At 47.3% G+C, this 21,238-nt stretch carries 20 protein-coding genes and 1 riboswitch; of the genes, 15 read left to right on the top strand and 5 right to left on the bottom strand.

Features of this window, described 5'->3' with window-relative positions; all coding sequences use genetic code 11:
- Positions 1-130: 130 nt before the first annotated feature.
- Positions 131-706: an alpha-ketoglutarate-dependent dioxygenase AlkB family protein gene (locus HZF10_RS16120; RefSeq protein ID WP_176007262.1), complete on the bottom strand. Its 576-nt coding sequence runs from the start codon at positions 704-706 to the stop codon at positions 131-133.
- The gene (locus tag HZF10_RS16115; protein ID WP_176007261.1) at positions 706-1,212 is read right to left on the bottom strand and encodes a hypothetical protein; all 507 of its coding nucleotides are present in this window, start codon (positions 1,210-1,212) and stop codon (positions 706-708) included. Before HZF10_RS16115 ends, HZF10_RS16120 begins: the two co-directional genes overlap by 1 nt.
- Before the next feature lie 106 nt (positions 1,213-1,318).
- On the opposite strand from HZF10_RS16115, the gene guaA reads away from it, so the two are divergent.
- The 9 genes from guaA to yidC all read left to right on the top strand — a co-directional run bounded on the left by guaA (position 1,319) and on the right by yidC (position 10,878).
- Positions 1,319-2,848 (top strand): glutamine-hydrolyzing GMP synthase, encoded by a 1,530-nt coding sequence (guaA, locus tag HZF10_RS16110; protein ID WP_176007260.1) that lies wholly within the window; start codon positions 1,319-1,321, stop codon positions 2,846-2,848.
- A gap of 16 nt (positions 2,849-2,864) precedes the next feature.
- Positions 2,865-3,641, top strand: a complete 777-nt coding sequence (locus tag HZF10_RS16105; RefSeq protein ID WP_176007259.1) for a LysM peptidoglycan-binding domain-containing protein — start codon at positions 2,865-2,867, stop codon at positions 3,639-3,641.
- A 43-nt stretch (positions 3,642-3,684) separates the two neighbouring features.
- The gene (locus HZF10_RS16100) at positions 3,685-5,646 is read left to right on the top strand and encodes a LysM peptidoglycan-binding domain-containing protein (RefSeq protein WP_176007258.1); all 1,962 of its coding nucleotides are present in this window, start codon (positions 3,685-3,687) and stop codon (positions 5,644-5,646) included.
- Positions 5,646-6,050, top strand: a complete 405-nt coding sequence (locus HZF10_RS16095) for an OsmC family protein (RefSeq protein WP_176007257.1) — start codon at positions 5,646-5,648, stop codon at positions 6,048-6,050. The genes HZF10_RS16100 and HZF10_RS16095 overlap by 1 nt, the downstream gene beginning before the upstream one ends.
- Positions 6,051-6,124: 74 nt before the next feature.
- Positions 6,125-6,487, top strand: coding sequence for a DUF805 domain-containing protein (locus HZF10_RS16090; protein ID WP_176007256.1), 363 nt, complete (start codon positions 6,125-6,127; stop codon positions 6,485-6,487).
- 130 nt (positions 6,488-6,617) lie between these two features.
- Positions 6,618-6,989 carry a DUF805 domain-containing protein gene (locus HZF10_RS16085; protein ID WP_176007255.1) on the top strand — a complete coding sequence of 124 codons (372 nt, stop codon included), beginning with the start codon at positions 6,618-6,620 and terminating at the stop codon, positions 6,987-6,989.
- A complete protein-coding gene (locus HZF10_RS16080; RefSeq protein WP_176007254.1) occupies positions 6,989-7,225 on the top strand; it encodes a DUF3820 family protein in 237 nt (78 codons plus the stop codon). Before HZF10_RS16085 ends, HZF10_RS16080 begins: the two co-directional genes overlap by 1 nt.
- A 109-nt stretch (positions 7,226-7,334) precedes the next feature.
- A complete protein-coding gene (pyrG, locus tag HZF10_RS16075) occupies positions 7,335-8,948 on the top strand; it encodes a CTP synthase (protein ID WP_176007253.1) in 1,614 nt (537 codons plus the stop codon).
- Between the two features lie 28 nt (positions 8,949-8,976).
- Entirely contained in the window at positions 8,977-10,878 is a 1,902-nt protein-coding gene (gene yidC / locus HZF10_RS16070; RefSeq protein WP_176007252.1) for a membrane protein insertase YidC, read from the top strand.
- Between the two features lie 66 nt (positions 10,879-10,944).
- On the opposite strand, the gene HZF10_RS16065 is transcribed toward yidC, so the two are convergent.
- Positions 10,945-11,916: a fasciclin domain-containing protein gene (locus HZF10_RS16065; protein ID WP_176007251.1), complete on the bottom strand. Its 972-nt coding sequence runs from the start codon at positions 11,914-11,916 to the stop codon at positions 10,945-10,947.
- A gap of 159 nt (positions 11,917-12,075) precedes the next feature.
- On the opposite strand from HZF10_RS16065, the gene HZF10_RS16060 reads away from it, so the two are divergent.
- The 3 genes from HZF10_RS16060 to HZF10_RS16050 all read left to right on the top strand — a co-directional run bounded on the left by HZF10_RS16060 (position 12,076) and on the right by HZF10_RS16050 (position 14,498).
- On the top strand, positions 12,076-12,795 hold the full coding sequence (locus HZF10_RS16060; protein ID WP_176007250.1) for a toxin-antitoxin system YwqK family antitoxin: 720 nt from the start codon (positions 12,076-12,078) through the stop codon (positions 12,793-12,795).
- A gap of 61 nt (positions 12,796-12,856) precedes the next feature.
- On the top strand, positions 12,857-14,047 hold the full coding sequence (mnmA, locus tag HZF10_RS16055; RefSeq protein ID WP_176007249.1) for a tRNA 2-thiouridine(34) synthase MnmA: 1,191 nt from the start codon (positions 12,857-12,859) through the stop codon (positions 14,045-14,047).
- Between the two features lie 16 nt (positions 14,048-14,063).
- On the top strand, positions 14,064-14,498 hold the full coding sequence (locus HZF10_RS16050; RefSeq protein WP_176007248.1) for a hypothetical protein: 435 nt from the start codon (positions 14,064-14,066) through the stop codon (positions 14,496-14,498).
- 285 nt (positions 14,499-14,783) lie between these two features.
- On the opposite strand, the gene HZF10_RS16045 is transcribed toward HZF10_RS16050, so the two are convergent.
- Both HZF10_RS16045 and HZF10_RS16040 read right to left on the bottom strand, forming a co-directional pair.
- Positions 14,784-15,977: a homoserine dehydrogenase gene (locus tag HZF10_RS16045; protein ID WP_176007247.1), complete on the bottom strand. Its 1,194-nt coding sequence runs from the start codon at positions 15,975-15,977 to the stop codon at positions 14,784-14,786.
- A 336-nt stretch (positions 15,978-16,313) separates the two neighbouring features.
- Positions 16,314-17,522: a trans-sulfuration enzyme family protein gene (locus tag HZF10_RS16040; protein ID WP_176007246.1), complete on the bottom strand. Its 1,209-nt coding sequence runs from the start codon at positions 17,520-17,522 to the stop codon at positions 16,314-16,316.
- A 143-nt stretch (positions 17,523-17,665) separates the two neighbouring features.
- Positions 17,666-17,765: riboswitch (SAM riboswitch) on the bottom strand.
- A gap of 224 nt (positions 17,766-17,989) precedes the next feature.
- Between HZF10_RS16040 and HZF10_RS16035 the strand changes: the two genes are divergently transcribed.
- Genes HZF10_RS16035 through HZF10_RS16025 form a run of 3 tightly spaced genes read left to right on the top strand, consistent with a single transcriptional unit; the run spans position 17,990 to position 21,031 of the window.
- Positions 17,990-19,627 carry a S8 family serine peptidase gene (locus HZF10_RS16035; RefSeq protein ID WP_176007245.1) on the top strand — a complete coding sequence of 546 codons (1,638 nt, stop codon included), beginning with the start codon at positions 17,990-17,992 and terminating at the stop codon, positions 19,625-19,627.
- Positions 19,627-20,568 carry an NAD(P)H-dependent flavin oxidoreductase gene (locus tag HZF10_RS16030; RefSeq protein ID WP_176007244.1) on the top strand — a complete coding sequence of 314 codons (942 nt, stop codon included), beginning with the start codon at positions 19,627-19,629 and terminating at the stop codon, positions 20,566-20,568. The genes HZF10_RS16035 and HZF10_RS16030 overlap by 1 nt, the downstream gene beginning before the upstream one ends.
- A 1-nt stretch (position 20,569) precedes the next feature.
- Positions 20,570-21,031: a hypothetical protein gene (locus HZF10_RS16025; protein ID WP_246282641.1), complete on the top strand. Its 462-nt coding sequence runs from the start codon at positions 20,570-20,572 to the stop codon at positions 21,029-21,031.
- The last annotated feature ends 207 nt before the right edge of the window (positions 21,032-21,238 follow it).

Here is a 21,238-nt window from a genome sequence, read left to right as displayed (position 1 = left end):
ACGGGCAAATTTGCGCTTTAGTGTTTTTTATTAACGGATTGTTGTTGGTAAGGTTAACGTGCTAAGTGGACGAGTAGTATATTTTGGGGCATTTTTGGGAAATTGGATGATTTTTGGGAGTCGACATTTGTCAAACGTCAACCAGTTTCCGAAACGTCAAATTAATCCTCGCATCCATCACTTTCATCGACTTCGGAATCGCATGCTGCCAATTTTGCTGGGTTTTTCCTTTCATGACCAAAAGGCTTCCGTTCTCAAGTAAAAGCGAAACGGTTTCATTATCTTTTTTGTGTTTGAAAGAAAATTTGCGTTCGGCTCCCAAGCTTACCGATGCGATAGCCCATTCCTTTTCGATTTCAGGCTCGTCGTCGCTGTGCCAACCCATGCTTTCCGATCCGTCGTGGTATAAATTGAGAAGGCAGGAATTGTAGGTTTCTCCCGAAATTTCTTCGCATGATCGCTTCAATTCGAGCAATTCCGATGTCCAGGGCAAAGCGGTTTTGGTGGTTTTGGAATAGGTGTATTCGAACGGTTTGTCGCCGTACCAAGCGGTTTCGCGTTTCGTGACGATGCGTTTTCCGAAGATGACCACTTCATCGTTTTTCCAATCGATGGTTCGCAGCAACGCTTCAAAATACACGTCGGGATTTGGAATGACTTTGCCGTAATAATTGGCGACCCCGTCTTTCGGCAACAGGTTTTCCATCACTTGAAGATCGATTGCCTGAAGGCTTCAATGAGTTTTTTGCCTTCGGATTCGTCCGAAAACGTAATGTTGATGCTCAATGCTTTCTTTCCGAAAACCCTTGCGAACGTTACCGTCGAAAGCGAATAAGTCGCATCGAGCGTGACTTTCGAGGTGAAGATCGCGAATTTTTTACCGCTTATCGTTTCTTCTGATTCGGTCGTCGTTCCTGAACCCGGCAATTGCTGGTTGACCATTTCGGTGAGGTCTTTTTTGGCCGATCGCAGCGCTTCGACATAGTTTCCGTCCTTGGATTCGTCGAAATCTTCCCAATACGATTGGATGTTGTGCGACGGGTCTTTTTCGTAGGCGAGCAGCATATCCTGTTGTTCGGTCTGCATTTTTTTGTAGCCCGGCGGAATCGAAATCGTCCATCCGAATTCCTTAAAAGTGAGCGTCGTGGGTTTGTCCTGAGCGAGTCCGAACTGCAAAACCGACACGAAAAGCAAGGTGAAAAGTGTCTTCATAGTGCAATAATAACGCATATCACGTGCATTTGGGCTTGAAAACCCTAGTGTTAAGAAAAATTTATGCGAGGGTTTGGCAATCTAAAATGTTGAAGTATTTTTGCACATGCAACACAACGTCCTTATCCTTGACTTCGGATCGCAATACACACAACTGATTGCGCGCCGCGTTCGCGAGTTGAACATCTTCTGCGAAATTTTTCCTTACAACCATTTTCCCGACGACTTATCGAGCTACAAAGCGGTAATCCTTTCCGGAAGCCCGTTTTCTACGCGTGCCGATGATGCGCCACATCCCGACTTGTCGCAAATCCGCGGCAAGATGCCGTTGCTCGCCGTTTGTTACGGAGCGCAATATCTGGCCCATTTCAACGGTGGCGAAGTCGGCGCTTCGAGTACACGTGAGTACGGTCGCGCCAATTTGTCTTTCATTAAAGAAGACGAAGCGTTTTTTGCCGATGTGCCGATGAATTCCCAAGTGTGGATGTCGCATTCCGACACGATCAAGAAACTGCCGACAGGCGCAGTCAAGCTTGCGAGTACGCACGATGTCGAGAATGCCGCTTACAAGATCGAAGGCGAAACGACTTATGCGATCCAGTTCCATCCTGAAGTATATCACTCGACCGACGGAAAGAAAATGCTCGAGAATTTCCTCGTCAAAATCGCACAAGTCCCGCAAAACTTTACACCTAATGCTTTTGTCGACGAAATCGTGGCCGAACTCAAAGAGAAGATCGGCAATGACAAAGTCGTACTCGGATTGTCCGGCGGAGTCGATTCTACGGTCGCCGCAGTACTTCTGAACAAAGCGATCGGCGATAACCTCTACTGTATTTTCGTCAACAACGGATTGCTGCGCAAGAAAGAGTTCGAAAACGTTCTGCACCAATACAAAGACATGGGACTCAACGTGAAAGGCGTTGACGCTGGCGATAGATTTTTGGGTCAGCTCGAAGGCATTTCCGACCCGGAAACAAAAAGAAAAACCATCGGTCGCGTGTTCATCGAGGTTTTCGACGACGAAGCGCATCTTTTGACCGACGTGAAATGGCTTGCCCAAGGCACGATTTATCCCGACGTGATCGAATCGGTTTCGGTAAAAGGTCCGTCGGCAACGATCAAATCGCACCACAATGTCGGCGGTTTGCCCGATTTCATGAAACTCAAGATCGTCGAGCCGCTTCGTATGCTTTTCAAGGACGAAGTGAGACGCGTCGGTAAAACTTTGGGTATCGATCCTGAGCTTTTGGGGCGTCACCCGTTCCCTGGTCCAGGTTTGTCTATCAGGATTTTAGGCGATATCACGAAAGAAAAAGTTCGTATCTTGCAAGAGGTCGATGCCGTTTTTATTGACGGTTTGAAATCTTGGGGATTGTACGACAAGGTATGGCAAGCCGGAGCGATCCTGCTTCCCGTGGACAGTGTCGGCGTAATGGGAGACGAAAGAACCTACGAAAAAGTAGTCGCCCTGCGTGCCGTGGAATCCACAGATGGCATGACCGCCGATTGGGTACATCTTCCTTACGAATTCCTGATGAAAGTCTCCAACGACATCATCAACAAGGTCAAAGGCGTGAACCGCGTCGTATACGACATCAGTTCCAAACCGCCGGCCACGATAGAATGGGAGTAATCTAAACCATTACATTATGAGAAAAGCAATTCTGATTCTACTACTCGCAATCGCCCCGAATCTTTTCTCTCAAAATCAAGATGGACAGGAAGTCCGGATCGTCAATCATCAAGTGCTGATGGGCGAGACGGTCAAGATGCTGTCCAAAAAGTATCTCGTGCCTCCGTCGGAAATCTACCGCCTCAATAAGTTCGCGGTAGACGGCATCAGCCAAGGCATGGTGTTGCGTATACCGGTTCCGGTGAAAGACGAACCTATAAAAGAGGAATCCGTCAAGCAAGAACCGGTAGCCGAACAAAAATCGGTCAGGGAAGCCGTTGCGGAAACCCCGGCGCCTGTGCGGTCGCAAGAGCCTGTGTCGGAAACGCCAAAAGAAACCGACGTAGCTGTGTCTGCATCGGATGCCCCGATTTCGCACCGCGTCGGGCCAGGAGAAACGCTTTCCGGTCTTGCGCGCCAATACAATGTTTCGGCCCAGGCAATCAAAGACGCCAATCCGAAAGTCGCCAAAAGAGGGCTTCAAGCCGACGAGAACATCAAGATCCCAGTTTCGGGCGGTGTGGTGCCGTCGAATGAAAGTGCGACGTTCTCTACATCGGCTCCGGCCAATTCCGACGCATCGTCATCGGTTGCGACGGGAGAAACGATCAAACACAAAGTGGAACCCGGTGAGACGCTGATTGGGCTTTCCCAAAAATATAACGTAAGCGTCGACGTTATAAAAAGGCAGAATTCACGCATTTTGGCGCGGGGTTTGCAGGCGGGACAAGTCATAAAAATTACGCCGGAGTAAGTTTAAGGCTTATCTTTGACGAACCAATAAAGCAACATACGTTATGAAGTACTTTTTTTTATTGTTTTTCGCTTTTGCTTGCGTTGATGCGGCTTCGGCCCAGGATTACGTGAAGCACAAGGTATCCAAATCGGAAACAGTTACCCAAATCGCAAAAAAGTACAACGTCACCCCGTTCGATATCTATCGGCTGAATCCGGATGCCCAGAACGGGCTTAAGGAAAACGATATGCTGTTGATTCCGTCCGTTAAAGGAACGGGCAAATCGAAACCGCGCACGCATCTCGTCGAACAAGGAGAAACGCTTTACAGCATCGCCAGAAAATACGACGTGAACGTAAAAGATCTCGAAAAGGTCAATGCCGATATCGTCAAAGGCGGACTCAAAAAAGGCCAGACCATCAGCATTCCGGGTGGAACGGTTGATGCAGTGGCGACGACATCGGAAACAAAAATCGAAAAGGTAGTCGCAACTGCCAATATGCACATCGTGCAAGCTGGCGAGACCAAATTTTCGATCGCAAAAAAATACCATCTTTCGGTAGCCGAACTGGAGAAGCAAAATCCTTCGATCACATCGGGACTTCAAACCGGAATGACGCTTCGTGTGGCTTCTGAAACACGTACGGGAAATGCATCGGAACCAATTGCGGAAAGACCAAAACCTGCGATCCAGGAAATCACCGTACCCGCAAAAACAGAGACCGAAGTCGTGCGCAAGCCTGTCAGGACGGGTTATGCAAATTACGAAGTCAAATCCGGCGAAACCCTTTTCGGATTGGCCAAAAGCTTCAATTTGTCTGAACAACAACTGATTGACCTGAATCCGACGCTCAAAGACGGCGTGAAAACGGGTATGATCCTCAAAGTGCCGAGCAAAGGTTCGATCGCCGCAGCCGAAACGCGCAAGGATTATACAGATTTGACCAAAGTGGCCAAAGGCGGTGACAAGAAAAAACTGGTATTGCTGCTTCCGTTCAACGCGGCGAAAATCAGTGCCGACACGACAAAAGCGACCGCGGAACGGCTTAAGAAAGACGCGTTCCTGAACCTGACGCTCGATTTTTATTCGGGTGCTTTGATGGCAATCGATTCGGCCAAGACTTTGGGATTGAATATAGACGTCAAAATTTACGATTCCGAAGAGAGCAAGGCTTCGTCTAAAGTGATCGATATCATCCGAGCGAACGAACTCAAGAATGCTGATGCGGTCATCGGACCGTTTTACCAACAACACGTAGAAAAAGCCGCCGAAGAACTCAATGCGGCCAATGTTCCCGTGATTTCGCCTTTGTCTAAAGAGAGCGCTAAAAAGTTCAGCAACCTGTATCAGGCTATGCCGAGCGAGCAATACACAAAAAAAATGGTGTTGGATTTCATGGTGGGAAAAGGTGCGAACATCGTCGTGGTCAGCGATCCGAAAAGGACGTCGAACCGCGAGTTCATCACGACAAATTATCCCGATGTGAAGTTTGCTGAAGTCGATCCGTCGGGTTCGGTTTCTGCCGACAAACTGCGCGCTTTGCTTGTGAAGGACAAACAAAATTATGTGGTTTTGGATACCGAAAAGACAGGGATGATCCTAGCCACGACCAATCTTTTGCTCAATGAAGTGGCGAATTTCAAAATCCAACTCGTCATCATCGAACCGAACGAAACGCTCGATTTCGAAGAGATCTCGATGAAGCGCCTCACGGTTTTGAAACTCGTGTATCCTTCGATGACGCGCGATAACGATTCGGCTTCTGCCCAAGGTTTTCGCGATGCGTTCAAGGCCAAGAACCGCGTGTTCCCGAACCAGTTCGCCACAAGAGGTTTCGACGTGACCTTCGATACGATGTTGCGTCTTTCGCAAGGAAAATCGTTTGCCGATTCGGCAGCCGAACAGAAAACGGAACAAGTCGAAAGTAAATTCGACTACACACCAAAAGACGGCGGTTTCGTAAACAAAGGAATTTATATTTTGCAATATAACGAAGACCTTAGTGTCAAGGAGGTAGAATAATGACTTCAAAAGTGACTTATCTGGGCGATTTGAGAACGTCGTCGGTGCATATACAATCGGGAAGCGAAATCCTTTCGGATGCTCCCAAAGACAACAACGGTAAAGGTGAAGCGTTTTCGCCTACCGATACGGTCGCCAACGCACTGGCAAGCTGCATGCTTACCGTGATGGGCATCAAAGCGCGAACGATCGATGTCGATTTCACGGGCGCGACTGCCGAAGTGACCAAACACATGCAGGCCGAACCACGAAAAATCTCGAAAATCGAAGTGCATCTCGACATGAAGATCGCAGCCGACGAGAAGACCAAAACCATCCTCGAGCGCACGGCTTTGACGTGTCCGGTATATTTGAGTCTGCATCCGGACATCGAGAAAATCGTGACCTTCCGTTGGGGTAGTTGATAACTTTTTTGGTTGATTCTTAGAGTATTGGTCGTAATTTCCTATACTTGTCTTATAACCAATAAAGAATTATTATGTTCAAGAACCCTTTTTCTTTTGAAGGCCGCATCCGTAGAATGGAGTACGGCTTGAGTCTGATCCTTTACATCATCGTGTATTATTCGTTGCTTTTCGGTAGCGGTATGCTTACCGGAAACCCGTCAACTGTAGGAAGCATCGTGCTGTTCGTGGTCATCATCCCGCTCATCTGGTTTATGATTGCCCAAGCGGCCAAGCGTTGCCATGACCGTGGAAACAGCGGCTGGTGGCAATTGATTCCGTTCTACGGTCTTTGGTTGTTGTTCGCCGACGGAGAGTATGGCGAAAACGCTTATGGTCCGAACCCAAAAAACCAAGGCAACGGAAATGAAGTGGAGCAAATTGGATCTGCGGAATAAGCGGTCCTTTGTTTGATATTTTAAAGTCCTTCGATCCGGAGGACTTTTTTGTTGGGATAAGGTTGATAACTTTCAACGTAGTCGCATTTTCCACGAAACGGATTTTCCTAAACTTGCACAAACCAAACCTATGTTCCGCAATCCTTTTTCTTTTTCGGGCCGAATCAGAAGGCTCGAGTACGGCTTTAGCCTGCTTGTCGTTCTCGGTGTCGTCATGTTCGGGTCTTTGCTCATGTTCGGGTTGGCTACTCTAAGCGTATGGTTTCTCGTCGTATCTCCTTTCCTGATTTTCGGAACGATGTGGTTCCGGATCGCACAAGCCGTCAAGCGTTCACACGACACGGGTTACAGCGGTTGGTGCATCCTGATCCCGTTTTTCGGACTGTATCTTTTGTTTGCCGACAGTCAATATGGCGAAAATCGCTACGGGTATAATCCGAAGAACATCGGCAACCACAAAGGCGAGATGGACGACATCGGATCAGACTCTTATTCGGCCTGATGCAACAGCCAAACTACAAAGAACAACTGCTCAAACTGGCCTATGCCAAGATGCCTTACGGAAAGTACGAAGGCCGATACCTGTCTGACCTTCCCGAGTATTACGTAATCTGGCTCAAGAACAACCGTTTGCCCAACAGTACGTTAGGTCGCCAGGTGCTCGAGGTTTACGAGTTGAAAGTCAATGGGATGGAAGGCATCCTTCGCGATTTGCGCCAACGATTCCCAAAGCCTTAAATTTGGATAGAATTGTGAATTTCCGATTGAGGAATCTCAATTTAAAAACGTACTTTTGCCCCGTTTTTGACAGAACAAAAACAATACAACACAACTGCATTTACGATTTATGAACCAAACGAAATATATTTTTGTTACCGGCGGTGTGACATCTTCCCTCGGAAAAGGGATTATAGCGGCGTCGCTTGCAAAACTATTACAAGCCCGCGGTTACCGCACGACTATCCAGAAATTCGATCCGTACATCAACGTCGATCCGGGAACTTTGAATCCTTACGAGCACGGTGAATGTTACGTGACCGATGACGGAGCCGAAACCGACCTCGACCTCGGCCATTACGAAAGATTCCTCAACGTGCCGACTTCACAGGCAAACAACGTGACGACAGGGCGTGTTTACCTTTCGGTCATCGAGAAGGAGAGAAGAGGCGAATTCCTGGGCAAGACCGTCCAAGTCGTGCCTCACATCACCAACGAAATCAAGGAACGTATGCAATTGCTCGGCAATTCGGGCAATTACGACATCGTGATTACCGAGATTGGCGGAACGGTCGGTGACATCGAGTCGCTTCCGTACATCGAATCGGTGCGCCAGTTGATCTGGGATTTGGGCGAAAGCAACAGCATCGTGATCCATTTGACGCTCGTGCCTTATTTGGCCGCAGCCGGAGAATTGAAAACGAAACCGACCCAACACTCGGTAAAGACCTTGATGGAAAGCGGAATCAAAGCCGACATCCTCGTTTGCCGTACCGAACACGAACTTTCGGACGAATTGCGTCAGAAAATGGCGTCGTTCTGTAACGTTTCGCGCGATTCCGTGATCCAATCGATTGACGTTTCGACGATTTACGAAGTGCCGAACCTGATGCTTGAAGAAGGTTTGGATGTGGTCACACTCAAGAAATTGAACCTTCCGAAGAAGAATACACCGGATTTGAAAAACTGGAACGTATTCCTTCAGCATCTGAAAAATCCGAAACATGTCGTGAACATCGGCCTTATCGGAAAATATGTGGAGTTGCAGGATTCGTACAAATCGATTCTCGAAGCGTTCATCCACGCAGGTGCGGCCAACGAGACGAAAGTGAACGTGGTTTCGGTGCACTCCGAATATATAGACGCCCACAATGTAGGCGAAAAATTCAAGGATCTCGACGGCGTTCTCGTCGCTCCGGGATTCGGCGAAAGAGGAATCGAAGGAAAGATCGAAGCCGTGCGTTATGCGCGTGAGAAAAACATCCCGTTCTTTGGTATTTGTCTCGGAATGCAGATGGCCGTCATCGAATATTCGAGAAACGTGCTTGGTTTGAAGGATTCGAATTCTACCGAAATGAACGAAGGCACGGCCAACCCGGTCATCGATTTGATGGAAGAGCAGAAGACCGTGACCGACAAAGGCGGAACGATGCGTCTCGGTTCATGGAAGTGCGACATCAAAGACAATACGTTGGCGCGTATGATTTACGGGAAAGCGCAAATCGAGGAACGCCATCGCCACCGTTACGAATACAATGGGGAATATGCCGAATCGCTTGAAAAATCAGGTTTGAAATCGTCGGGGATCAATCCGGATACGGGATTGGTCGAAATCGTCGAGTTGCCGAACCACCCGTTTTTCATCGGCGTACAATACCATCCGGAATATAAAAGTACAGTAGCCAACCCGCATCCGCTTTTCGTGAGCTTTGTCGAGGCTACGGTGAAAGCAAAAAAGAAGTAAATAAGCGCACGCTTTTCGTGCATTGCAAATGGAACAAAAAAAGTTTGACCTGAGTTCGATGATCGGCTTCGCGCTGATTTTCGGCATTTTGTTGTGGATCATGTACCAGAACCAGCCTTCGGAAGCCGAAATAAAGGCCGAGAAAGCGAAGAAGGGACAGATCGAAAAAGCCAAGAAAGCCAACGAATCCAAAGTCGCAAAAGCGGATGAAATCGCCGCCGACACGACCGCAACCGATTCTTCGAAACTCGCCGCCTTGAAAGGTACTCTGGGGAGTTTCGCGTATTCGGCTACATTGCCTTCGGCCACGAATGCGACCACGACACTTGAGAATGATTTGGTGAAACTCGTGATTTCGAACAAAGGCGGTTACCTCAAAGAAGCCATCCTCAAGAAATACGAGCGTTTCCAGAAAGGTTCGGGACAACTTGTGGAACTCGTCAACAAGAACAACGCGAGCCTGAATTTGCAATTGCACACGACAGACAACCGCGTGCTCGACACGAAAAACATGTATTTCGAGCCGACCGTGACCAAAATCGGCGACAGCCAGGTGCTCACATTGCGTCTTAAAGCCGGTGCCGAACAATACCTCGAATACCGTTACGTGTTGAAACCGAACGATTATATGCTCGATTTCGACATCCGTTCGCAAGGTCTGGCCAAAGTGCTTAATACGTCGAAACCCGTCGATTTGAATTGGGATTTGAAGACGTACCGCAACGAGAAGAGTGTTTCGTACGAAAACCGTTATGCCGAGATCATCTATGAGTACGATGGCGGAAAAGACGATTACCTTGGTCAGGGAAAAGACAAGAAAGAAACGGTTGAAGATGTGACCTACGCAGCCTTCAAACAACATTTCTTTACCTCGATACTTTTGACCAAAACACCGTTCAAATCGGTAGATTTCGTGTCGGATAACCTTGTAGAGGATGAAAAAACCGATACCACGTTCACCAAGCAATTCCGCATGAAAGCGCCTTTGGCGTTCAACAGCGCAGGCGAGCTCGACTATAAAATGAACTGGTATTACGGTCCGGCCGATTATAAATTATTGGATTCTTACGATCGTAATTTGGACGAAATCATTCCGCTCGGATGGGGAATTTTCGGCTGGATCAACAAATTGATTTTCGTGCCTTTGTTCGGATTCCTCGGATCGTTCATCACATACGGCATCGCAATCATCATCTTTACGCTTCTGATCAAATTGGCCATGTCGCCGATTACGTACCGTTCGTTCTTATCGCAGGCCAAAATGCGCGTGTTGCGACCTGAAATTGCCGAGCTTAACGAAAAATTCAGCAAAGATCCGATGAAGCGTCAGCAGGAAACGATGGCGTTGTACAACAAGGCCGGCGTGAATCCGCTTGCAGGCTGTATTCCCGCGTTGATCCAGTTGCCTTTCGTGTATGCGTCGTTCCAGTTTTTCCCGTCGGCCATTGAATTGCGTCAGAAAAGTTTCCTTTGGGCAAACGACCTTTCGTCTTTCGATGAAGTAGCCAAATTGCCGTTCAGAATCCCGGTTTACGGCGATCACGTGAGTTTGTTCCCGATTTTTGCGGCGATTGCGATTTTCTTCTACATGAAGATGACTTCGGGCGACCAAGCCATGACGCAACCGACACAGGAAGGTATGCCCGATATGAGCAAAGTCATGAAGATCATGATTTACCTATCGCCACTGATGATGTTGTTGTTCTTCAACAATTACGGATCGGGCCTTTCGTTGTACAACTTCATCTCGAACTTGGTAACGATCGCGATCATGTTTGTCATCAAGCGATATGTAGTCGACGAGCAGAAAATCCACCTGCAAATCCAGGAGAACAAGAAAAAGCCGAAAGCACAAGGTAAGTTCCAAAAGCGCATGCAGGAATTGATGGAACAGGCCGAAGCCCAAAAGGCGGCACAGAAAAAGAAATAAGACAACTTACAAATAAAAAAGCTTCCCGTTTGAGGAAGCTTTTTTGTTTTATTCGAGATATAGAAATTACAAGCCCGGAAGCAATCCCTTGTCGATGACATGTATAATGCCGTTCCAAGCCTGGATGTCACGTGTCGCGGTGCCGGTAAAGTTAGCGGTGCGATCCTGAACGTCGGTGATTTTCTTTCCTCCACCCGTATTTTGGATGGTAAAGTTTTGACCCGAAAGCGTCAGATAAGTACCGTCGGTCAATTGTGTATAGAATTTGTTCTGTCCTCCAAGAAGGTGATACGAAAGCAATTCCTCAAGGTCGTCCGCAGGAATGTCTCCATAGTTGTTTACATCCAAGTCATTGAGCAACGTATTCATTCCGTTATTGTTTGGTGCAAATAACGTGAACGGATATTGATTGCCAGTTCCCGAAAGCGTTGCGATGAATTGTGAATCGGCATCAAAAGACAGGGCTGCCAATAGCGATGACAAATCGGCATTGGCTTGCAGGTGTGTTACGATGGTAGGCAATGGGATCACCTTGTCTACGATATGGATTCGCCCGTTCGAAGCACGTACGTTGGCGGTTGTTATCGCAGAAACGCCGTTTAGTTTTATTCCCGGATCGGTCTTGACGTAAAGGCTGATCGCCGACGATTCCGACGCCGGTCCGTGTGCCAGAGTTCTTCGGTAACCAGTAACCAATTCGTCCAGTTGGACGTCTGAATTCAATATGTGGTTCAACACGATTTCTTTAAGTAAGGCAACAGGTACGGCGTTGATATTCGCGTATCCGTTTTCGATAAGGAACTGATCGAAAGCTCCATTGGTCGGTGCAAGCACGGTGTAATCACCTGATCCGGTTAACAGGTTGTCGACGCCTGCTATTTGGGCTGCCGTAACAAATGTAGTGAGACCGTTTCCGTTGGCTGTTGTCGCGAGATTTTCGTAAGAACTCCCTCCGCCATCATCACTACCGCACGAGGTCAAGGCGACGCTCGCGAATAGAGTCAAGAACAGACTCTTGAAAAGCATTGATTTTCTCATAGCACTAAAATTTAAGGTTATTAATAGGGTAAAACTAAATATTTCGGGTGGTAAAAACTTTAAAATTTTATTAAAACAAGGGTTGTTTACCTTTGTGGCACGGTTGTTAAAATAAAATCGGACGAATTCAGTTATATCATAAAACCAAAAATATCGAGCATGAAATTCCTGTGTAGCAGTATCTTTTTCTTTGTCGTTTTGTTCAATGGCGTATCGATTGCCCAAGAAACCAATAAGTTGGATTCGAATGGAAAGAAACACGGCTTGTGGAAAGGAGTGTATGAAGAATCCCAGCGCCCAAGGTACGAAGGCACTTTCGACCACGGAAAAGAAACGGGAACCTTCAAGTTTTTCGACGACACGAAAGCCGGTTCGCTTATAGCGACACGCGAATTCAAGGCAGACGGATCGGCCTACAACACGTTCTACAACCAGAAAGGCAGCAAAGTGAGCGAAGGCAAGCTCGTGAACAAACAATACGAAGGCGAGTGGAAGTACTATCATGAAAATTCACCTGCGATCATGACGCTCGAGAATTACAAGAACGGCAAGCTCGTGGGTAAACGCACCGTATATTATAAGAACGGAAAATTAGCCGAAGAAGCCAATTACAAAGACGGAATCAAAGACGGCTCTTATAAAAAATACGCCGAGAACGATAAAAGCGTCGTACTCGAAGAAGTCACTTTCGTAAACGGAAAAGAGCAGGGCGAGGCGATCTATCGCAACCCCGATGGCACGCTTGCTTCGAAAGGTCGTTACGAAAACGGCGAGAAAAAAGGCACTTGGGAATTCTATGAAAACGGCAAGCTTAAGAAAAAAGAAAAATACCCGATTCAGCGCAAATTCCAGAAACTACCACCGCGTAAAGATTTTTAGTAATTTTGCAGCCTTATCGAAAACAATTGACAGTACCTAAATGACAGTTGCAGCAGAAATCATGAAAAAAAGAGTTGTCGTAGGATTATCGGGTGGAGTGGATTCAAGCGTTGCGGCGTATTTGCTGCAACAGCAAGGTTATGAAGTGATCGGCCTTTTCATGAAGAACTGGCACGACGACACGGTCACGATCTCTAACGAATGCCCGTGGCTCGAAGACAGCAACGACGCGCTGTTGGTTGCCGAAAAACTGGGTATTCCGTTTCAGACCATCGATTTGTCCGAACAATATAAAGAGCGTATCGTCGACTATATGTTCGCCGAATACGAAAAAGGACGCACACCTAACCCAGACGTGTTGTGCAACCGCGAAATCAAGTTCGACGTGTTCATGAAGATCGCGCTCGGGCTCGGTGCCGATTTTGTCGCGACCGGCCATTACTGCCGTAAATCGGAACAAGTGATAGACGGAAAAACCGTTTACAGCCTGCTTTCGGGAGTCGACAACAACAAAGACCAATCGTACTTTTTGTGCCAATTGACACAAGAACAACTGTCGAAAGCGTTGTTTCCGATAGGCGATCTGCAAAAATCCGAAGTCAGGAAAATCGCCGCTGAAATGGATTTGGTCACGGCCGAAAAGAAAGATTCACAAGGTTTGTGTTTTATCGGAAAAGTGCGTTTGCCCGAATTCCTTCAGCAAAAACTGCAACCCAAGGACGGTTTGATTTACCAGATCGACGAATCGGCCCAAATCTATAATGGCTCGAAACCCGAATTCGATTCGGAAGAAGCCGAACTTGCCTTCGAAGCCAACAACATCGGCTACAAGCCAGAAATGGGAAAAGTCGTCGGAAAACACCAAGGCGCGCATTTTTATACGATCGGCCAACGCAAAGGACTCAACGTGGGCGGTACGAAAGAACCGTTGTTCATCATTGCCACCGACGTAGAATCGAACGCGATCTATACCGGCATGGGCCATACGCATCCGGGGTTGTTCCGCAAGGCGTTGTACATCCAGGCAAGCGAAGTGCATTGGGTGCGCGAAGATTTGCGTATTGCCGAAAATGAAACGTTAGACGTCATGGTGCGCATCCGTTACCGTCAACCGTTGCAAAAAGCGAAACTACACCAATTCGAAAACGGTATGTACATTTCGTTCGAGGACGCGCAATCGGCTATCACAGAAGGACAGTTCGCCGCTTGGTACATAGGCGAGGAGCTTGTCGGGTCCGGAGTCATTTCATAAACTTATTCATATCCCTATGATGAAAAAAATACTTTTATCGCTTGTCGTCGTCGGTTTTGCGGCTTGTTCCGGATCGGACGACGAATCGAACGTAGAATTGTACCTCACGTCCGACGGCGTGCAGAAACCCTATTTCGTCGAAGCTTCAGATGGGCCTAATGCCGATGGGGACGAAGCCGTTCTCGTTTATGCCGACCGAAATGACGAGCAACAATTGACGTTCGACGTGGTATCGGGCGTATCGGGAGACAATGTCGTCGATCATGTGGAATTCGTGCCCGATATCGCTACGGGAACCGTTTTTTATCCGACCGATGTCTTTTTCTCTGAAGTCACCGCCAACACCGAAACACGCTTAAAAGGAAATTTTTCAGGCAATGTGACCGATGGGGAAACCGAACAATACATCGAGTGTACGTTCAACATCAAGAAGAACACATCAGGAAACTGAAAATACCGTCTAAAAAGTAAAAACCCCGCCGTAGGAACACCGAGCGGGGTTTTTTCATCCGATGCCGTGACGCTATCGGATGATGTCAAACCAAACAAAAACAAAAATTTATTTTTTAGACTTTAAGATAATAGACGGATAGATGATAGACTTTCTCATGAAAGCGACAAGTCTCTTTCTAAAACAGGCGAAAAAATAAGTTCAGCATAGATAGACTAAAATTTGCACAAAACATGTTCTTACTCGGTACTGTCTATCATCTATGATCTATCCGTCTACTGTCCATTATCTAATCACATCCAACAACACGAACGATTTTTTCAACGTCTCGTCTTTCTGGACTTTCTTGAGGTTTTCAAACGAAATCGTACCCGTGATGTAACCGGCTTCTCCGTTGAGATACGATTCGGATACTTTCTTGAAATACGGCTTCAAGGTTTCCGCATCAAGCTTTTCATGGCGCAGGAAAACGTTCAGGTCGAGTTCTTCGGCCAAAGCGATTTCTTCACCTCTCGAAATTTTCTTGTACTCATATTTATAATCGTAGGTCAAAGCCGAAATGTCGCTCAAAACAGCACTCGCCGTTGGATGTGCGCCGGCTCCGCGACCGACGAAGAACTGCTCGTCGGCGAAACTGGTTTTGGTCACGACACCGTTGAACACATCGTCTACGTTGTACAATCGGTCTTCGGGTGAGACGAATTTGGGCAATACGAAAGCGCCGACATTTCCGTCAGAATGTTTGAACGCCTGGGCCACGAGCTTGATTTTCCAGCCTTTTTCCGAAGCGTATTTGAGTTCGAGCCCGCCCAAACCGTCGATTCCGATGTTAAGCAGGTCATCCGGTTTGGCGATGTGGCCGAAAGAGTGGGCAAGAAGGATGAGCAATTTGTATTTGGCGTCGAATCCGCCCGTGTCGAGAATCGGATTGCTTTCGGCGAACCCTTTTTCCTGGGCTTCTTTGAGCGCGTCTTCGTACGACAGTTTATCGCGGGACGTTTTCGTCAAAATGTAATTCGTCGAACCGTTCACGATGCCTTGTATCGATTCCAAAAGGTCGTTGTCGTAATATTCCTCAAGGTTGCGAATGATCGGCATACTCGCGCAACACGCGGCTTCATACAACAAAGGCACGTTGTTCTCGCGTTGCAGCTGCAGCAATTCCTCGAAGTGTTCCGCGACCATTTTCTTGTTCGCCGAAACGACGGCTTTGCCCGATTTCAATGCTCTTTTGGTGATTTCGAAAGCGGCGTCGGCATCGTCAATAAGTTCGACGATTACGTTGATTTCGGGATCGTTGAGCAGATCATCCGGGTTGAACGTAAAGTTTTCGGCAGCGATCTCGCGCGTTTTGTTCGGGTTTTTGACACAGATATTTTTGATGTTGGCTTTAAGGCCGGGCGTTTTTTGCAGCACTTCGTATAATCCGAAGCCGACGCAGCCGAAACCGAAGAGACCGATATTTAGGGTTTTTCTCATTTTAGATAATAGATGATAGACGGATAGATAATAGATGATAGACGGATAGATAATAGATGATAGACGGATAGATAATAGATGATAGACGGATAGATAATAGATGATAGACGGATAGATAATAGACTTTCTCGTGAAAGCGACAAGTCTCTTTTGAAAATGGAAATTAGATGATAGATGATGGACGGATAGATGATAGACAATCTCACGAAAACGACGACTCTTTTTCTAAAATTGGCGAAAAAGTAAGTTCAGCATAGATTAGACTGGAATTTGAACACAAACAAGTTTCTTAGTCGGTACTGTCTATTATCTATCCGTCTATTATCTTACGTCTTTTTAAATTACTTCCGAAGTCACTTCCACGTTCGTTTTCCAAGCCGGCACGAATTCAGTTGCAGTTGCAGTTGCAGACTCGAATGCTTGCTTAAGGTCAGCGATCAAATCGTCGGCATCTTCCAATCCGACGGACAATCTGATGAGGCTATCTGTAACACCGCTTTGGTAACGTTTTTCGGCCGGAATCGATTTATGTGTCATTTCGCACGGCAGACACAAAAGGGATTTGACGCCGCCCAAAGATTCCGCGAGTTTGAACAGTTTTGTAGCGGTCACGATTTTGATCGCGAGGTCTTTGTCGTCCACAACCAAATCGAACGTCACGACGCCACCGAAGTATTTCTGCTGCGATTTTGCGATCTCGTGGTTTTTGTGGGTTTTGAGTCCAGGATAGTATACGCTCTTGACGAGTTTTTCCTCGACCAAATATTCGGCGATTTTCTGGGCGTTTTCCGCATGCTGGCGGATTCTGAGCGACAAAGTCTCAATGCCGCGGATCGCGAGCCAAGAATCGAAAGGCCCTAAAATGGCGCCCGAAGCATTTTGGATGAACTTGATTTTGTCGCCGAGTTCTTGCGTAGCCGTTACGACCAGACCTGCAATCAGGTCGGAATGTCCCGAGATGTACTTCGTGGCCGAATGCACGACGATGTCGGCTCCGAAATCGATCGGCTTCTGAGAAACGGGCGAAGCGAATGTGTTGTCGACGCAAAGAAGGATGCCATGTTGTTTAGCGGTTTTCGCGATCGCCCGAATGTCAGAAATTTTCAAAGTTGGGTTGGTTGGCGATTCGATCCAGATCAACGCGGTTTTGTCGCTGATCGCGTCGGCCACGTTTTGGGCGTCGGTCGAATCGGTGTATTTTACGGTGATTCCGAATTTTTCGTAAATATGGGTAAACAGCCGGAACGCGCCACCGTAAATGTCGTCTACGGCTACGATCTCGTCTCCGGCTTTCAAAAGTTTCACGACCGCGTCGATTGCGGCAAGGCCTGAAGCGAATGCATATCCGTTCGTGCCGTTCTCTAATTTGGCGATCAAGTCCTCAAGCACTTTTCGCGTTGGGTTGTTGCTTCTGGCGTAGTCGAAGCCTTTGTGAACACCAGGTGCGTCTTGTACGAAAGTCGATGTCTGATAGATCGGCACTGCGATCGATCCGGTCAGTTCGTCAACCGGAATGTAGTTCAAAATGGAAGTCTGCTCTTGCATGGTAAAAATGTTTTTAAGTTTAAAAATGGTTTTTGGCTTAAAAAAACTTTCTTAACGCAGGATTACCGACAGAGCAAAAAAAAAATGCTCTCCCGATAAGTCAGAAGAGCATTATATATCGATTAGAAGTATATGCAATTTCCTACTTATCTATCCCGTTTCCGGGTTGAAGTTGGCACCTTATCTTTCGACAGGTTGCCAAGGAGTCACAGGGTCAAGTCCCTCGTCCTTTCTGGATAAGAATGATTTCTTAGAACGCGTCGCAAAGATAGAAACGTAGGATTTTAAAATCCAAATTAAATTATCGGTGTTTTTTATTTTTATTTTTTAACCAAATGATAATCAGTATTTTAAAAATAAAAATTTAACATTTTATTTTAGGGTTTGATTAGTGTTTTCCAACCTTTTGGTGTCAAAGCGAATCCAATTCGTATATTTGATTCGGTCAAAAAACGACTTGGCGCGACATGAAAAAACTACTTTTTATCACAATGTTGCTTGTTGGAGGAAATGTCTTTTCGCAACAAGATGCGTGGGTGTATTTTTCCGATAAGCAAAACGTGCAATTCTACCTCGACAATCCACTTGAGATGCTTTCCCAGCGCGCGCTCGACCGCAGGACGGCTCAAAATATCCCGCTCGATTTCCTCGATGTGCCGATTACCCAATCGTATGTGGTTCAGGTGGAAGCCGCTGCCGGTGTAAACGTAATGGCGCAGTCGAAGTGGCTCAATGCGGTTCATGTAAGAGGTTCGCAAATCAGCATCAACGGTTTGTCGAGTCTTCCTTTTGTCTCCGCGATCGATTTTGCCGACGATGCGCTCGATTCCAATTCCGATAAAAAGAAGAGCAGAACAAATTCGGATGAAGAAGCGTTTTCCTCTAATATGAATCACAAGGTTTGGGATGTTCAGGCCAATTTCGACTACGGAAATTCGGCCAACCAGATCCAGATGCTCAACGGTCATCTTCTGCACCAACAGGATTTCACGGGCGCGGGTAAGATCATCGCGGTGCTCGATGCAGGTTTCCCGAATGTGGATTCGGCCCAACCGTTCCAGCGTTTGTGGGACAACAACCTTATTTTGGGAGGATACAATTTCGTAGACGACAACGACGACATCTTTACAAGGAACAACCACGGTACGATGGTGCTTTCGACGATGGGCGGCTATACCGAAGGCCAGCTCGTAGGAACGGCGCCCGATGCCCAATATTACCTGTTCATCACCGAAGCGATCGAATACGAAAATCCGTTAGAAGAATCGCTTTGGGTCGAGGCGGCCGAACGCGCCGACAGCCTTGGCGTCGACGTGATCAATACGTCTTTGGGTTATCCGGCGTACGACAATCCTAATTATGATTATGCATACGAGGAAAGGAACGGTACGAAAGCGTTCATCACGCGTGGTGCCGATATCGCGTTCACAAGAGGCATGGTCGTCGTGGTTTCTGCCGGAAACGAAGGTCAGTCGCCCGACAATCACATAAGCGTTCCCGCCGATGGTTTTAATGTACTTTCGATAGGAGCGGTGACTTCGACCGAAAATTACGCGGCTTTCAGTTCGATCGGCCCGACGGTCGACGGACGTGTCAAGCCCGATGTCGTCGCAAAAGGACAAAACGCCGTGATTTCCAACACTGCCGGCGATATCACCACAGCAAACGGCACTTCTTTTTCCGGTCCGATCATTGCCGGAATGGTTGCCACTTTCTGGTCTGCGGTTCCGAATCTTACGAATCAGCAAGTCGTCGATTTCATCAGGCAATCGGCCGATCTGTACAACAATCCGACACCTCAAAAAGGATATGGCGTTCCCGATTTCAATCTCGCCTTGCAAAATGCGCTTTCGGTGTCCCAACCCCAAAAAGACGGCTTTATCGTTTGGCCGAATCCGGTGACGAATACCATAAATATCAAGTTTCCTGATCAGGCCAGTTCCGCTACGCTCGAAGTATACAATAATTTGGGGCAGATCGTGATGTCGAAAACCCTCGACCTTGAACAGCCCAACGTAGACTGCAGCTCGCTTTCGTCCGGGATTTACGTGTACAGCGTTTCGACCGCAAACGGGAAACAAACCGGAAAATTCATCAAAAGTTAATGAATAAGATTACCGAACTTTTTAAAATACAGTACCCGATCATCCAGGCCGGCATGATCTGGAACAGCGGATGGAGGCTTGCGAGCGCCGTGAGTAACGCCGGCGGATTGGGCATCATAGGAGCGGGGTCGATGTATCCCGACGTATTGCGAGAACACATCCAAAAATGCAAGAAGGCCACAGACAAACCATTCGGGGTCAACGTGCCGATGCTGTATCCGAATCTCGAAGAAATCATCAATATCATTGTGGAAGAAGGCGTGAAAATCGTGTTCACTTCGGCCGGAAATCCCAAAACATATACCGCATTCCTTAAAGAAAAAGGAATTACGGTCGTGCATGTCGTGAGCAGTTCCAAATTCGCGCTCAAAGCACAGGAAGCGGGTGTTGACGCCGTAGTCGCCGAAGGATTCGAAGCCGGCGGTCACAACGGACGCGAAGAAACCACGACGTTCACGTTGATTCCGATGGTGCGCGAAAACATCTCGATCCCGTTGATCGCAGCAGGAGGAATCGCGACCGGACGCGGTATGCTTGCGGCGATGGTCTTGGGTGCCGACGGCGTTCAGGTCGGGAGTCGTTTTGCGGCTTCGGAAGAATCGTCCGCCCACGAGAATTTCAAGAAGGCCATCGTCGACCTTGAGGAAGGTGAAACCCATCTGACCTTGAAAGAATTGGCACCCGTCCGTCTGATCAAGAATAAATTTTTCGCAGATGTTGTCGATTTGTATACTAAATCACCCACTATTGACGATTTAAAGAGATTGCTCGGTCGCGCTCGCGCCAAAAAAGGCATGTTCGAAGGCGATATGCACGAAGGCGAACTCGAAATCGGGCAGATTGCGGGATTGATACACGACATCAAGCCTGCAGCCGAAATCGTGAAGGGAATGATGGCCGAATTCGAATCGGCGAAAAAACAAATGATAAACCTGAACTGAGATGATAAAATTGAAAACAGCAATCGTATTTTTCCTGTTGGCGCTTGGCGCTTCGTCTTTCGCCCAAGAAAAAGGCGCGGCCAACGATCCCGGTAAAGTATTCAAATTCCTGACGACCGGATTCAGTGTCATGGAAAAAGACGAAAAAGGCGATTGGGGAAAATGGTCGGAGCTCAAACCGGCATCGATCGTCATCACGTTAGACACGAAAAAAGGAAGAATCTTGATCTATTCGCAGGAAGTGCAGTTGTACGACATCATCAATTACGAGAAAATCGAGGAAAACGACAACGACGTCATCTATCCGTTCACGTGTACCGACGACGACGGACGACCGTTCACGATTTCGATCATCACGAGAAAAAAACAGGGAAACCGCAAACAACTTTACATTACCGAGAAAAACACGGTACTCATGTATAACATCATCAACTATCCCGATAAAAATATCGAAGTGAAATAAATTTCGTTGCACTTTGACGCAAGCCGGTTTTATTGCCGGCTTTTTTTGTAGCTTAGCGCTGTTGATAGAGTAAAATCCCTAATAATATTCTGTTAATGAATTTGTTCATAACATTGAGGTCGGCCATTTTCGCCGATGTTTATTTTAATTAATATTATCCTGTGTTTGCTGTGTATTTACCATTTTTTCGGTCGAATTGGCACAACA

It is taken from the genome of Flavobacterium agri, from assembly GCF_013401995.1.
GTDB classification, from domain to species: Bacteria; Bacteroidota; Bacteroidia; order Flavobacteriales; family Flavobacteriaceae; genus Flavobacterium; species Flavobacterium agri.
This window is presented reverse-complemented; position numbering and strand designations above follow the sequence as displayed.